The sequence below is a fragment of the Streptomyces sp. NBC_00090 genome, assembly GCF_045160815.1.
In the GTDB taxonomy this organism is placed as follows: domain Bacteria; phylum Actinomycetota; class Actinomycetes; order Streptomycetales; family Streptomycetaceae; genus Streptomyces.
Genome location: NZ_CP108224.1, coordinates 3,413,637 through 3,426,142, shown reverse-complemented (window position 1 = coordinate 3,426,142; position 12,506 = coordinate 3,413,637). Strand labels below are relative to the sequence as shown.

16 protein-coding genes and 1 riboswitch are annotated in these 12,506 nt (G+C 71.4%); of the genes, 12 read left to right on the top strand and 4 right to left on the bottom strand.

The window, feature by feature from the left end:
* Positions 1–2: 2 nt before the first annotated feature.
* Positions 3–599, bottom strand: coding sequence for a nicotinamidase (locus tag OG361_RS15035; protein WP_384564125.1), 597 nt, complete (start codon positions 597–599; stop codon positions 3–5).
* A 131-nt stretch (positions 600–730) separates the two neighbouring features.
* Complete coding sequence (locus tag OG361_RS15030) at positions 731–2,059, bottom strand: nicotinate phosphoribosyltransferase (RefSeq protein WP_405853805.1); 1,329 nt, start codon at positions 2,057–2,059, stop codon at positions 731–733.
* A gap of 112 nt (positions 2,060–2,171) precedes the next feature.
* Between OG361_RS15030 and clpS the strand changes: the two genes are divergently transcribed.
* The 4 genes from clpS (at position 2,172) to OG361_RS15010 (ending at position 5,323) form a co-directional block, all read left to right on the top strand.
* Positions 2,172–2,477: an ATP-dependent Clp protease adapter ClpS gene (clpS, locus tag OG361_RS15025; RefSeq protein WP_384564130.1), complete on the top strand. Its 306-nt coding sequence runs from the start codon at positions 2,172–2,174 to the stop codon at positions 2,475–2,477.
* A complete protein-coding gene (locus tag OG361_RS15020) occupies positions 2,477–3,061 on the top strand; it encodes a DUF2017 domain-containing protein (RefSeq protein WP_405853802.1) in 585 nt (194 codons plus the stop codon). The genes clpS and OG361_RS15020 overlap by 1 nt, the downstream gene beginning before the upstream one ends.
* A 334-nt stretch (positions 3,062–3,395) precedes the next feature.
* Positions 3,396–4,823, top strand: coding sequence for an amino acid permease (locus tag OG361_RS15015; RefSeq protein WP_405853800.1), 1,428 nt, complete (start codon positions 3,396–3,398; stop codon positions 4,821–4,823).
* A 74-nt stretch (positions 4,824–4,897) separates the two neighbouring features.
* On the top strand, positions 4,898–5,323 hold the full coding sequence (locus OG361_RS15010) for a Mov34/MPN/PAD-1 family protein (RefSeq protein ID WP_405853798.1): 426 nt from the start codon (positions 4,898–4,900) through the stop codon (positions 5,321–5,323).
* Here the strand turns inward: OG361_RS15010 and OG361_RS15005 are convergent.
* Positions 5,314–5,877, bottom strand: coding sequence for a GlxA family transcriptional regulator (locus OG361_RS15005; RefSeq protein WP_405853796.1), 564 nt, complete (start codon positions 5,875–5,877; stop codon positions 5,314–5,316). The genes OG361_RS15010 and OG361_RS15005 overlap by 10 nt on opposite strands.
* Here OG361_RS15005 and OG361_RS15000 point away from each other — a divergent pair.
* The 7 genes from OG361_RS15000 (at position 5,843) to OG361_RS14970 (ending at position 10,966) form a co-directional block, all read left to right on the top strand.
* On the top strand, positions 5,843–6,448 hold the full coding sequence (locus OG361_RS15000; protein WP_405862265.1) for an HD domain-containing protein: 606 nt from the start codon (positions 5,843–5,845) through the stop codon (positions 6,446–6,448). The genes OG361_RS15005 and OG361_RS15000 overlap by 35 nt on opposite strands.
* Positions 6,441–6,575, top strand: a riboswitch (cobalamin riboswitch). (Overlaps the previous gene by 8 nt.)
* A gap of 38 nt (positions 6,576–6,613) precedes the next feature.
* Positions 6,614–7,585, top strand: coding sequence for an ABC transporter substrate-binding protein (locus tag OG361_RS14995; protein ID WP_405853794.1), 972 nt, complete (start codon positions 6,614–6,616; stop codon positions 7,583–7,585).
* A complete protein-coding gene (locus OG361_RS14990; protein ID WP_405853792.1) occupies positions 7,582–8,652 on the top strand; it encodes a FecCD family ABC transporter permease in 1,071 nt (356 codons plus the stop codon). Before OG361_RS14995 ends, OG361_RS14990 begins: the two co-directional genes overlap by 4 nt.
* Entirely contained in the window at positions 8,649–9,434 is a 786-nt protein-coding gene (locus OG361_RS14985; RefSeq protein ID WP_405853790.1) for an ABC transporter ATP-binding protein, read from the top strand. Before OG361_RS14990 ends, OG361_RS14985 begins: the two co-directional genes overlap by 4 nt.
* Positions 9,435–9,478: 44 nt before the next feature.
* Positions 9,479–9,595 (top strand): putative leader peptide, encoded by a 117-nt coding sequence (locus OG361_RS14980; protein ID WP_384564151.1) that lies wholly within the window; start codon positions 9,479–9,481, stop codon positions 9,593–9,595.
* A gap of 136 nt (positions 9,596–9,731) precedes the next feature.
* A complete protein-coding gene (locus OG361_RS14975) occupies positions 9,732–10,010 on the top strand; it encodes a MoaD/ThiS family protein (RefSeq protein ID WP_384564154.1) in 279 nt (92 codons plus the stop codon).
* A 5-nt stretch (positions 10,011–10,015) separates the two neighbouring features.
* On the top strand, positions 10,016–10,966 hold the full coding sequence (locus OG361_RS14970) for a PLP-dependent cysteine synthase family protein (RefSeq protein WP_384564157.1): 951 nt from the start codon (positions 10,016–10,018) through the stop codon (positions 10,964–10,966).
* A 39-nt stretch (positions 10,967–11,005) separates the two neighbouring features.
* On the opposite strand, the gene OG361_RS14965 is transcribed toward OG361_RS14970, so the two are convergent.
* A complete protein-coding gene (locus OG361_RS14965) occupies positions 11,006–11,515 on the bottom strand; it encodes a type II toxin-antitoxin system PemK/MazF family toxin (protein WP_405853787.1) in 510 nt (169 codons plus the stop codon).
* Positions 11,516–11,718: 203 nt separating this feature from the next.
* On the opposite strand from OG361_RS14965, the gene OG361_RS14960 reads away from it, so the two are divergent.
* On the top strand, positions 11,719–12,471 hold the full coding sequence (locus OG361_RS14960; protein ID WP_405853785.1) for an MBL fold metallo-hydrolase: 753 nt from the start codon (positions 11,719–11,721) through the stop codon (positions 12,469–12,471).
* Positions 12,472–12,506 lie beyond the last annotated feature (35 nt).

Genomic DNA, 12,506 nt, shown 5'->3' with positions numbered 1-12,506 from the left:
GTTTACACCACCGGGCTGCCCGTGAGCTCCACGCCCGCCGCGCGGAGCTCCTCCAGGGCCTTGTCCGTGGTCTTCCGCGCGACGCCGGCCGTCAGGTCGAGCAGGACGTGGGTGCGGAAGCCCTCGCGGGCGGCGTCGAGCGCGGTGGCGCGGACGCAGTGGTCGGTGGCGATGCCCACCACGTCGACCTCGGTGACGTCCCGCTCCCGCAGCCACTCCGCGAGCGTCCGCCCGTTCTCGTCCCGGCCCTCGAAGCCGCTGTACGCCGCCGCGTAGGCGCCCTTGTCGAAGACGGAATCGATCGCCCCGCTGGCGACGGCGGGCGCGAAGTTCGGGTGGAAGCCGACGCCCTCCGTACCGGCCACGCAGTGCACCGGCCAGGACGTGACGTAATTCGGCTCCTCGCCCTCCGGAGCGAAGTGCGCGCCCGGGTCGACGTGGTGGTCCCGGGTGGCCACGACGTACCGGTAGGAGCTGCCCGCCGTCTGGCCGACCAGGTCGGTGATGGCGGCGGCGACGTCCGCGCCGCCCGTCACCGCGAGGCTGCCGCCCTCGCAGAAGTCGTTCTGAACGTCCACAACGATCAATGCGCGGTGCATGGCGGGTGTCCTTAGCGCGTCGGATGGGGGCGGATGCGAGGGGTTCGACGGGGTCGAGGGGTTCGACGGTTCGACGGGTTCGAGCCTAGAGACTTCCCCCTCCTCCGGGGAGGGGGCGTCTCCGGGGACTCCTACACGTACTCCGTCGGCAGTACCGGCTCGCCCCGCGAGAGCTGGATGGCCGACATCGGCAGCCCGGCGCGGGCCGTGATGTGCCGGGCCCTGGCCGCCTCCAGCGGCTCCCTGGCCACCACGTCGCCGCCCTTGACCAGCTCGACCAGGAGCTGGTGCTCGGCGAGCTCCGGCGGGACCGGGCCGGTGCCCAGGACCTCCGCCTCGGCGATCCCGGACGCGTCGGGCCGCCGGGCCGCCCACTTGCGCCCGCCGACCGATGCCTTGCCGCCGAGGGACTTCTTCGCGACCGGCACGAGGGGCGCCTTGGGGTCGGCCGAGGTCGCCCGGGCGACCAGCTTGTAGACCATGGAGCAGGTCGGGTGGCCGCTGCCGGTGACCAGCTGCGTCCCCACCCCGTACGCGTCGACCGGCGCCGCCGCGAGCGAGGCGATGGCGTACTCGTCGAGGTCCGAGGTGACGACGATCTTCGTGTCGGTCGCGCCGAGCTCGTCGAGCTGTGCCCGTACCCGGTGGGCGACGAGCAGCAGGTCGCCCGAGTCGATCCGGACGGCCCCGAGCTCGGGCCCGGCCACCTCGACCGCGGTCCGGACGGCCTCGGCCACGTCGTAGGTGTCGACGAGCAGGGTCGTGCCCCGGCCCAGGGACTCGACCTGGGCCCGGAAGGCGTCCCGCTCGTTGTCGTGGAGCAGGGTGAAGGCGTGGGCGGAGGTGCCGACGGTCGGGATGCCGTAGCGGAAGCCGGCCGCGAGGTCCGAGGTGGAGTCGAAGCCGCCGACGTACGCGGCGCGGGACGAGGCGACGGCCGCCAGTTCGTGGGTCCGCCGGGCGCCCATCTCGATCAGGCGGCGCCCGCCGGCCGCGGCCTGCATGCGGGAGGCGGCGGCCGCGATCGCCGAGTCGTGGTTGAGGATCGAGAGGATCACGGTCTCCAGGAGCACGCACTCGGCGAAGGAGCCCTCGACGCGCAGGAGGGGCGAGCCGGGGAAGTACACCTCGCCCTCGGGGTAGCCCCAGATGTCGCCCGAGAAGCGGTAGCGGGCCAGCCATTCGAGGGTCGGCTCGTCGACGATGCCGCGCTCGCGCAGGAAGCCCAGGACGGCGGGGTCGAACCGGAAGTTCTCGACGGCGTCCAGGACCCGGCCGACGCCCGCGAGGACCCCGTAGCGGCGCCCCTCGGGGAGCCGGCGGGTGAAGACCTCGAAGACCGACCGCCGGTCGGCCGTGCCGGCCCGCAGGGCCGCCTGGAGCATGGTCAGCTCGTACTGATCGGTGAAGAGCGCGGTCGACGGCACGTCCACCGGCAGCCCAAGGTCCGCAGCGTTCATGTCAGCGATGCTAGCGCAGAAATCGTCAGAGTGACGATTTCTATGCGGCTCGCGCCCACACGGGCGTGCCCCGTTTGTGCGATGGGCCCCCCGGAGTGGCAGCATGGGGTGAGTGAGCGTCGCGCCTATTGAGATCGAACGTACGGAATCGGCCGAGGAGGTCTCAGCGGTCGTCGAACCGGACGTGCCCTGGGTGACCCTCGTGCACAACGATCCGGTCAACCTGATGAGCTATGTGACCTATGTCTTCCAGTCGTACTTCGGATACTCCAAGGACAAGGCGCACAAGCTGATGCTCGACGTGCACGAGAAGGGGCGGGCGGTCGTCTCCGCCGGCACCCGCGAGGAGATGGAGCGGGACGTGCAGGCGATGCACGGCTACGGCCTCTGGGCGACCCTCTCCCAGGACCGCTTCTGATGGCCGGCCACTTCGAGGCCCTGCCCGACGGCGGCGCCGCCGTCGCGCTCGACGAGGTCGAGGTCTCCATCCTGCGCTCCCTCGCAGTCCAGCTCCTCGAACTGATCGGTCCGGGCGACGAGCCGGCGGTCGACGCCGACCCGCTGGCCGCGCTCTTCACCGAGGGCCCGAGCCGGCCCCCGTCCGACCCCGCCCTCCGACGGCTCTTCCCCGACGCGTACGGGGACGAGAGCGAGGAACTCCGCGCGTCCGCCGCCGACTTCCGCCGCTACACCGAGAACGACCTGCGGGCCCGCAAGCGCGAGGACGCCCTCGTGGTCGTGCGCGCCCTGGACGCCCTCTCCAGCTCCTCGGTGGGTGAGGGCGGGGCCGTCCTCAAGCTCACCCAGGACGAGTCCCGGGCCTGGCTCGGCGCGCTCAACGACCTCCGGCTGACCATCGGGACCCGCCTGGAGGTCGCGGACGACGAGGAGAGCGAGCGGCTGTACCGGCTGCCGGACTCCGATCCGCGCAAGCCGATGGTGATGGCGTACCTCTGGCTGGGGGCGCTCCAGGAGTCCCTCGTCGAGGCCCTCATGTCCTGAGGAAGCCCCCGGCGGCCCCGTACGTGCACGGGATGTTCGCTCAGCGGACGCTCAAATCCGGATAACGAATGCGTTATCAGAGCGTCCGCTTTGCTCTGTTGAGTCCCTTTTTTACGCCTTTTCGTGTGGTCCACGCCACACGCGCCACCGCCGATCGCCTCCGACCGCGTGATAAATCTTCACGACCACTCGGGGACGCCACCCATGTTCCCGAGGGCGCTTCGGCCGGCTGACCGCCGGTGGCACTCCATTCCACATCCGGGGGGATCAGGACCTGATCCGCAGCAGACGCACTCGTAGTCGCGCGGATCAGCATGGAGAAAGGCGCACCACCATGACCTCAGTGCAGGTCGACAAGCAGCACGACGGCACCGACGGGGCCGTGGACGGCGGCGAGGGCTACCAGCGTGGCCTCGGCGCCCGGCAGATCCAGATGATCGCCATCGGCGGCGCCATCGGCACCGGCCTCTTCCTCGGCGCCGGCAAGGCCATCGCCAAGGCGGGCCCCAGTCTCATCCTCGCCTACGCCATCGCGGGCCTGGTCATCTTCTTCATCATGCGCGCCCTGGGCGAGCTCCTCATGTACCGCCCGGTGTCGGGCTCCTTCGCGGAGTACGCCCGCGAGTTCGTCGGCCCCTTCTGGGGGTTCGTGACCGGCTGGACGTACTGGCTCTTCTGGGTCGTCACCGGCATCACCGAGGTCACCGCCGCCGCCACCTATATGACGTACTGGTGGGACATCCCGCAGTGGATCTCGGCGCTGGTCTTCACCGTCATCCTCTACGGCGCCAACCTGATCTCCGTGAAGCTCTTCGGTGAGCTGGAGTTCTGGTTCTCGATGGTCAAGGTCACCGCGATCATCGGCATGATCCTCATCTGCGCCGGCATCCTCACCATCGGCTTCTCCGACGCAGGCGACACCGCCTCCGTCACCCACCTGTGGGACCAGGGCGGCTTCTTCCCGACCGGCATCGGCAACACGCTGATGACCCTGCAGATCGTCATGTTCGCCTTCCTCGCGGTCGAGCTGGTCGGCGTCACCGCCGGCGAGTCCAAGGACCCGAAGACGGTCCTGCCCAAGGCCATCAACACCGTGCCGTGGCGCATCGCCGTCTTCTACGTCGGCGCGCTGATCATGATCCTCTCGGTCGTCCCGTGGACCGAGTTCCAGCCGGGCGTCTCGCCGTTCGTCGCCGCCTTCCAGAAGATGGGCCTCGGCGTCGGCGCCGCCATCGTCAACTTCGTCGTACTGACCGCGGCCCTGTCCTCCTGCAACTCGGGCATGTACTCCACCGGCCGCATGCTGCGCGACCTCGCGCTCAACGGCCAGGGCCCGAAGGTCTTCACGCGCCTCACCAAGAACGGCACCCCGCTGCTCGGCCTGACCTTCTCCGCCTCGCTCATGCTGGTCGGCGTCTGGATCAACTACGTCGCCCCCGGCAAGGCCTTCGAGTACGTCGTCTCCTTCGCGACCATCTCCGGCATGTGGGCCTGGATCATGATCCTGGTCTGCCAGATCCGCTACCGCGCCAAGGCCAACCGCGGCGAGCTCCCCGAGTCCACCTTCAAGGCCCCGGGAGCCCCGTACACCAGCTGGTTCGCGCTCCTCTTCATCGGCATGGTCATCGTGATGATGGGCATCGACGAGGGCGCCCGCGTCTCCCTCTACTGCGCGCCGGTCTGGGGCCTGATCCTGGGCGTCTCCTACCTGGTCCTCAAGTCCCGCAACCCCGAGGGCGCCGCCTTCGCCAAGCGGTCGTAAGGACTCTGTCCAGCATCCGGGCCGTCCCGTACCACTCCTCGGTACGGGACGGCCCGTCTGCTTATCCTGTCGGCATGCTGACCATCACCCGGGCCCTGTACGACCAGATCGTGGAACACTCCCGCGCGGACCACCCCGACGAGGCCTGCGGCGTGGTCGCGGGCCCGGAGGGCAGCGGCCGCCCCGAGCGCTTCATCCCCATGCTGAACGCCGCCCGCTCGCCCACCTTCTACGAGTTCGACTCCGCGGACCTGCTCAAGCTCTACCGCGACATGGACGACCGGGACGAGGAGCCCGTCATCGTCTACCACTCGCACACCGCCACCGAGGCCTACCCGTCGCGCACGGACATCTCGTACGCGAACGAGCCGCAGGCCCACTACGTCCTCGTCTCCACCGCCGACACCGACGGCGCGGGCCCCTTCCAGTTCCGCTCCTTCACCATCGTCGAAGGCGTCGTGACCGAGGAGGACGTCAAGGTCGTCGAGGCCTACGAGTAGGACGACGTACGGAAGCGCGCGAGGTACGCGGAGGGCGTCACCCCGAAGTGCCGGGCGAACGCCCTCCGCAGGCTCTCGTCACTGCCGAGCCCGCTCCGCGCCGCCGCCCCCGTCACGCTCGCCCCGCCCTCCAGCAGCATCCGCGCCGCCTCCACCCGTACGCGCTCCACGTACGCCGCCGGGGTCGCCCCGATCTGCTCCCGGAACAGCCGGGCCAGATGCCGGACGCTCACCCCCGCCCGCCGTGCGAGCACCGGCGCGCTGTGGTCCGCGGCCGGATCCGCCACCACCGCGTCCAGGAGCGGGCGGACCACCGGATGCCCGGTCGGGGGAGTCCGCGAGGCCGCCGAGAACTGCGACTGCCCACCCGGCCGCTGGAGGAAGACCACCAGATCCCGCGCCACCGCGCGGGCCGCCTCCGGGCCCCGGTCCTCCTCCACCAGGGCCAGACACAGGTCGATCCCGGCCGTCACCCCCGCCGAGCTCCACACCTCGCCGTCCCGCCCGTCCCGCACATGGATCGCGTCCGCCGCCACCGAACTCGTCCGCGACACGGCGAGCGAGCTCGTCTACCACCACTCCCGCCGCGTCCACCTCTTCGGAGCCCTCCGCGGCCGGGCCCTCGGCCTCGCCTACGACCCCGAACTCCTGTACGTCGGCGCGATGTTCCACGACCTCGGCCTAGGGGAGAAGCACCGGAACAGCGGCCGCCGCTTCGAGGTCGACGGCGCCGAGGAGGCCGCCGCCTTCCTCCGCGCGCAGGGCGCCGACGAGGACGCCGTCCGCCGCGTCTGGACCGCGATCGCCCTCCACACCACCCCCGGGATCCCGGAGTTCATGGAGCCCGAGGTCGCGCTCGTGACCGCCGGCGTCGAGTACGACGTCCTCGGCATCGGCTACGACGACCCCGCCGCCGTCACCCCCGAGGACCGGGCCGCGATCGTCGCCGCCCACCCCCGCCCCGACTTCAAGCGTCGCATCCTGGAAGCCTTCGCCGAGGGCATCGCCCCCAGGCCGGACACCAACTTCGGCAACGTGAAGGCCGACGTACTGCGCCACTACGTGCCCGGCTTCACACCCGGCGACTTCGTGGACACCATCCGGAACTCCGCCTGGCCCGAGTGAGAGACTGGCCGGGACCAACGGGCGGCAGGACCCAGGAAGCCGGTGTGAATCCGGCACGGTCCCGCCACTGTGACCAGCCCCCTCGGGTGCTGGGAGCCAGGAACTGACCTGCCGCCTCTCACCACCGATCGGGGACGTGGAAATCCCCGGAGGAGGCATTCCGCCATGACCTGGCCCCGCCGTGCCCTGCTGCCCGCCGCCGCCCTCGTCTCCCTGCTCGCCGGCTGCTCGGCCCCCTCGGAGCAGACCTCCGCGGCGAAGCCCGCACCGGGATTCCCGTACACCGTCGACAACTGCGGCGTGAAGACCACCTATCAGGCCCCGCCGAAGCGCGTGGTCACCATGAACCAGCACGTCACCGAGGTCATGCTCGCCCTCGGCCTGGAGAAGTCCCTCGTCGGCACCGCCTACCTCGACGACGCGATCCTCCCCGCCTACAAGAAGGCGTACGACACCGTCCCCGTCCTCGCGAAGGAATACCCCTCCAAGGAAGCCCTCCTCGCCGCCAACCCCGACTTCGTGTACGGCGGTTACGCCACCGCCTTCGACGCCAAGGACGGCCGCGGCCGCGACGACCTCAAGCGCTCCGGCATCGAGACCCGCCTCAACACCGAGTACTGCCCGTCCGGTGCGACCTCGATCGACGACCTCTACCGCGAAGTCCGCGAGATCGGCCGGACCTTCGGCGTCCCCGACCGGGCCGAGACCTGGACCCGGGAGGCGCGCACGACCGTCGCCGCCACCGACAAGCGCCTCAAGGGCACCCCGCCGCTCTCCGTCTTCGTCTACGACAGCGGCGACAAGACCGCGTTCACGGCGGGCGGCAAGGGCATCGGCAACGAGCTCATCACCCGGGCCGGCGGCCGGAACGTCTTCGCCGACCTCGACAAGGCCTTCGGCGACGCCACCTGGGAACAGGTCGTCGACCACAGGCCCGAGGTCGTCGTCATCTACGACTACGGCTCCACCACCGTCGAACAGAAGAAGAAGCGGCTCCTCGACGACCCCGCCCTCAAGGACGTCCCCGCGATCAAGAACCGCCGGTTCGCCGTCCTGCCCCTCTCCGACACCGTCCTCGGCGTCCGGGTCCCCGACGCCGTCGACAAGCTCGCCGCCCAGCTCCACCCGGCCCGGTGACCACGCTCCTCCGCCCGGCCCGGACCCCGGTCCGGGCCCCGGCCCCCGCCCCGCCACGGGTCCGGTACGCCCTCGTCGTCACCGGACTCGTCCTGGCCCTCGCCCTCGCCGGCCTCGCCTCCCTCGCCCTCGGCTCCGTCCGCATCCCGCCCGGCCAGGTGCTCGACGCCCTGACCGGGCGGGCGGCCCCCTCCCCGTACCGGACGATCGTGCTCGACGTCCGGCTGCCCCGGGTCCTGCTCGGCGTGGTCGTCGGCGCCGGGCTCGCCGTCGTCGGCGCCGTCCTCCAGGCCCTCGTCCGCAACCGCCTCGCCGACCCCTTCCTCCTCGGGATCTCCTCCGGAGCCTCCGCCGGAGCCGTCCTCGTGCTGGTCCTCGGCATCGGGGGAGGCGTCACCACCACCCTCGCCCTGCCCGGCGGAGCCTTCGCCGGCGCCCTCCTCGCCCTCGTCCTCGTCTACGGGCTCGCCCGCCGCGGCGGGACCATGACCGGCGCCCGGCTCGTCCTCGCCGGCGTCGCCGTCTCGTACGTCCTCTCCGCCCTCGCCACCCTGCTCCTGGTCGTCGCCGGCCGGCCCGAACAGTTCCAGGAGGCCCTGTACTGGTCCCTCGGCGGACTCGGCAGCGCCCGCTGGGACACCCTCGTCCTGCCCGCCGCCGTCCTCGTCCTCGGCGTCGGCGCCCTCCTCGCCCTCGCCCGCCCGCTCGACCTGCTCCTCGTCGGCGAGGAGAGCGCCACCGTCCTCGGCCTGGACACCGCCCGCTTCCGCGCCGCCGTCTTCGTCCTCGCCTCCCTCGTCACCGCCGTCATGGTCGCGGCCAGCGGAGCCGTCGGCTTCATCGGACTGATGGCCCCGCACGCCGCCCGGCTCGCCGTCGGCGCCCCCCACCGCCGGCTCCTCCCGGTCGCCGCACTCGGCGGGGCGCTCGCCCTCGTCCTCGCCGACCTCGCCGCCCGGACCGTCGCCGCACCCCAGGACATCCCCGTCGGCGTCCTCACCGCGCTCACCGGCGGCCCCTTCTTCCTCTGGCTGATGCGCCGCCGCCCCGAAGGAGCACCCCTGTGACCGAACTGCGGCTGCACGGACTCTCGTACGAGGAACGCCTCCACGCCGTCGACCTCACCGCCCGCCCCGGCGAGACCGTCGGCCTCATCGGCCCCAACGGCAGCGGCAAGACCACCCTCCTGCGCTGCGTCTACGGCACCCTCGTCCCCACCGCGGGACACGCCACACTCGACGGCGACGACCTCCGCGCCCTCGGCCCCAAGGCCCGCTCCCGCCGCGTCGCCACCGTCCCGCAGGACAGCGCCGCCGAGTTCGAACTCACCGTCCGCGAACTCGTCGCCCTCGGCCGCTCCCCGCACAAACGGTTCTGGGAGGGCGACACCGGCGCCGACCGGGAGCGCACCGAGGCCGCCCTCGCCCGCGTCGGCCTCACCGAGCTCGCCGACCGCCCGTACCCCACCCTCTCCGGCGGCGAACGCCAACGCGCCCTGGTCGCCCGCGCCCTCGTCCAGGACCCGGCGCTCCTCGTCCTCGACGAGCCCACCAACCACCTGGACATCCGCCACCAGCTGGACGTCCTCCGCCTCGTCCGTACCCTGGGCACCACCAACCTGCTCGCCCTGCACGACCTCAACCTCGCGGGGGCGTACTGCGACCGTCTCTACGTCCTGGAACGGGGGAGAATCGTCACCGGCGGCACGCCCGCCGAGGTCCTCACCCCCGCCCTCCTCGACGCCGTCTACGGGGTGGACGCCGAGGTCATCCCGCATCCGAGAACCGGCAGCCCGACCGTCGTCTACCTGCACGGTCCGGCAGGCGGTCGGAAATCATCCACCATGTGAGATCACATTCCGGAACCCGGACCGGGAATCGATACGATGAGCCCATGGTTTCCCACGACGTGAGCGAAGAGACGCCGGGCACAGTCCTGCTCGTAGCACGCCTGCACGTCGACCTGTGCCGCCTCGCCAGCGCGATGTGTAGGTCGCGCGCCGCGCACTGACGCCCCGAACCGACGGCCGAGCGCACCGCACGCACGACCCCTCCGCGCGGGGCCCCACGCAGCGCGTCCACCAACGCCGAGCGCGTCGACCACGCCACGCGCGCCCACCACGCCACTTCCGACAGGAGCCCACGCCATGGCCATCGAGGTCCGCATTCCGACCATCCTCCGCACCTACACCGACGGCGCCAAGGCCGTCGAGGGCAACGGTGAGACCCTCGCTCAGCTCTTCGCCGACCTGGAGTCCCGCCACACCGGGATCGAGGCCCGCATCGTCGACGGCGACAAGCTCCGCCGCTTCGTCAACGTCTACCTGAACGACGAGGACGTCCGCTTCCTCGACGGCATCGACACCAAGCTGACCGACGGCGACAACGTCACGATCCTGCCGGCCGTCGCCGGCGGCATGGTCTGATCCACATGCGCTACGACTCCTCGCTGGCGGCGGTCGGCAACACGCCGCTGGTCCGCCTCCCCCGGCTCTCGCCCTCGGACTCCGTCCGCATCTGGGCGAAGCTGGAGGACCGCAACCCGACCGGCTCGGTCAAGGACCGCCCCGCGCTCCACATGATCGAGCAGGCGGAGAAGGACGGCCGGCTCACGCCCGGCTGCACCATCCTGGAGCCGACCAGCGGCAACACCGGCATCTCCCTCGCCATGGCCGCCAAGCTCAAGGGCTACCGCATCGTCTGCGTCATGCCCGAGAACACCAGCGAGGAGCGTCGCCAGCTGCTCGCCATGTGGGGCGCGGAGATCATCTCGTCCCCCGCGGCGGGCGGATCGAACACGGCGGTACGCGTCGCCAAGGAGCTCTCCGCCGAGAACCCGTCCTGGGTGATGCTCTACCAGTACGGCAACCCGGACAACGCGGGCGCCCACTACGCCACCACCGGCCCCGAGATCCTCGCCGACCTCCCCTCCATCACCCACTTCGTCGCCGGCCTCGGCACGACGGGGACGCTCATGGGCGTCGGCCGCTACCTGCGCGAGCACAAGCCCGACGTCAAGATCGTCGCCGCCGAACCGCGCTACGACGACCTCGTCTACGGCCTGCGCAACCTCGACGAGGGCTTCGTCCCCGAGCTGTACGACGCCTCCGTCCTCACCACCCGCTTCTCCGTCGGCTCCGCCGACGCGGTCACCCGCACCCGCGAACTCCTCCAGCAGGAGGGCATCTTCGCGGGCGTCTCCACGGGCGCCGCCCTGCACGCGGCCATCGGCGTCGGCAACAAGGCGGTCAAGGCCGGCGAGAGCGCCGACATCGCCTTCGTGGTCGCCGACGGCGGCTGGAAGTACCTGTCGACCGGCCTCTACACGGCCGCGACGACGGAAGAGGCGATCGAGACGGTCCAGGGCCAGCTCTGGGCTTAGGGCCTATCCGGCGGATCAGGGCCTAAGCCCCTCGATCCCTCAGCGCGCCAGATGGCGGACCTGGTCCCACACGACCGGGTCCGCCGTTCCCGCTTTCCGGCGGAAGTCCGTCATGGGAACGTCCCGCAGCTCGTCCGTCTCCAGGAAGCTCGGCCGCCCCTGCGCGTCGCCCACCGCACCCGGAGGCAGCGCGATCACCCCCGGCCGCTCGTCGTTGTACTTGCTGGTGATCTTGGCGACGAGCGCGTTGCCGCCGCGCAGCGAGAGCACCAGACACGGCCGGTCCTTCGAACCCGGCCCGTCCTCGAAGGGCACGTCCGCCCACCAGATCTCACCCGCCCGCGGCAGCCGCGACGGAGCCTGCTTCCGCGGCCCCGCCGGCCGGCCCGGCGGCCGGGTCCGCTCCGAGGGCCGCCTCCCCGAAGGCTTCCGCCCCGAGGGCTTCCGTCCCGCGGACTTCGCCGAAGAACGTTTCCGCCCGTCGGCGACCACCACGACCAGCGCGATCACCACGACCGCGACCAGCGCGGGCCACCACGACGTGTCCATACCCCAAGACGGTACCGGCGCGCCGCCCACTCCGCCGTGGCGCCCCGCCATCCATCCGAACCGGTGACAGAGCCCGTGAGTTCGCCCACAACGGGCCGCCGCGAAGGAGCGACAGGCCTTGGTGCGCCTTACGCTCGACAGACCGCACAGCCTCCCCCTCCCTCAGCGCGCTTTCCGCACCCGTCCACGGAGGTTCACGCTCCATGAAGCTCACCGTCGTCGGTTGCTCCGGGTCGTTTCCGTCCGCGGATTCGGCCTGTTCGAGCTACCTCGTCGAGGCCGACGGCTTCCGGTTGCTCCTCGACATGGGCAACGGCGCCCTGGGCGAGCTGCAACGACACATCGGTCTGTACGACCTCGACGCGATCTTCCTCAGCCACCTGCACGCGGACCACTGCATCGACATGTGCGGGTACTTCGTCGCCCGCTACTACCGGCACGAGGGCGGGCGCTGCGACGCGATCCCCGTCTACGCCCCGGAAGGCGCCGAACAGCGGCTGACCACGGCGTACGCGGACACTCCCTCGCCCACCGCGATGAGCGAGGTCTTCGACTTCCGCACGCTGAAGTCGGGCGCCTTCGAGATCGGTCCCTTCTCCGTCCGCACGGAGAAGGTGTGCCACCCGGTCGAGGCGTACGGCATCCGCGTCGAGCACGACGGCCGCTCGCTCACGTACTCCGGCGACACCGGCGTCTGCGACTCGCTGCACGAGCTCGCCGAGGGCACCGACCTCTTCCTCTGCGAGGCCTCCTTCACCCACGGCAAGGAGGACATCCCGGCCCTCCACCTCAACGGCCGGGAGGCCGGCGCGCAGGCGACCCGCGCCGGCGTGGGCCGCCTGGTCCTCACCCACATCCCGCCGTGGACGGACGGCGAGCGGAACCTGGACGACGCGCGCGCGGTCTACAAGGGCCCGTCGGAGCTGGCGAGAGCGGGCGCGGTCTACGAGATCTGAGCTCCGGCGCACGAGGCGCACAAGGCGTACAAGGG

What these genes read in the sequence shown, in the direction of transcription:
- OG361_RS15035 (WP_384564125.1), bottom strand. Translation starts at nt 599, where the DNA reads ATGCACCGCGCATTGATCGTTGTGGACGTTCAGAACGACTTCTGCGAG.
- OG361_RS15030 (WP_405853805.1), bottom strand. Translation starts at nt 2,059, where the DNA reads ATGAACGCTGCGGACCTTGGGCTGCCGGTGGACGTGCCGTCGACCGCG.
- OG361_RS15020 (WP_405853802.1), top strand. Translation starts at nt 2,477, where the DNA reads ATGGCCGGCCACTTCGAGGCCCTGCCCGACGGCGGCGCCGCCGTCGCG.
- OG361_RS15015 (WP_405853800.1), top strand. Translation starts at nt 3,396, where the DNA reads ATGACCTCAGTGCAGGTCGACAAGCAGCACGACGGCACCGACGGGGCC.
- OG361_RS15010 (WP_405853798.1), top strand. Translation starts at nt 4,898, where the DNA reads ATGCTGACCATCACCCGGGCCCTGTACGACCAGATCGTGGAACACTCC.
- OG361_RS14995 (WP_405853794.1), top strand. Translation starts at nt 6,614, where the DNA reads ATGACCTGGCCCCGCCGTGCCCTGCTGCCCGCCGCCGCCCTCGTCTCC.
- OG361_RS14980 (WP_384564151.1), top strand. Translation starts at nt 9,479, where the DNA reads ATGGTTTCCCACGACGTGAGCGAAGAGACGCCGGGCACAGTCCTGCTC.
- OG361_RS14975 (WP_384564154.1), top strand. Translation starts at nt 9,732, where the DNA reads ATGGCCATCGAGGTCCGCATTCCGACCATCCTCCGCACCTACACCGAC.
- OG361_RS14970 (WP_384564157.1), top strand. Translation starts at nt 10,016, where the DNA reads ATGCGCTACGACTCCTCGCTGGCGGCGGTCGGCAACACGCCGCTGGTC.
- OG361_RS14965 (WP_405853787.1), bottom strand. Translation starts at nt 11,515, where the DNA reads ATGGACACGTCGTGGTGGCCCGCGCTGGTCGCGGTCGTGGTGATCGCG.
- OG361_RS14960 (WP_405853785.1), top strand. Translation starts at nt 11,719, where the DNA reads ATGAAGCTCACCGTCGTCGGTTGCTCCGGGTCGTTTCCGTCCGCGGAT.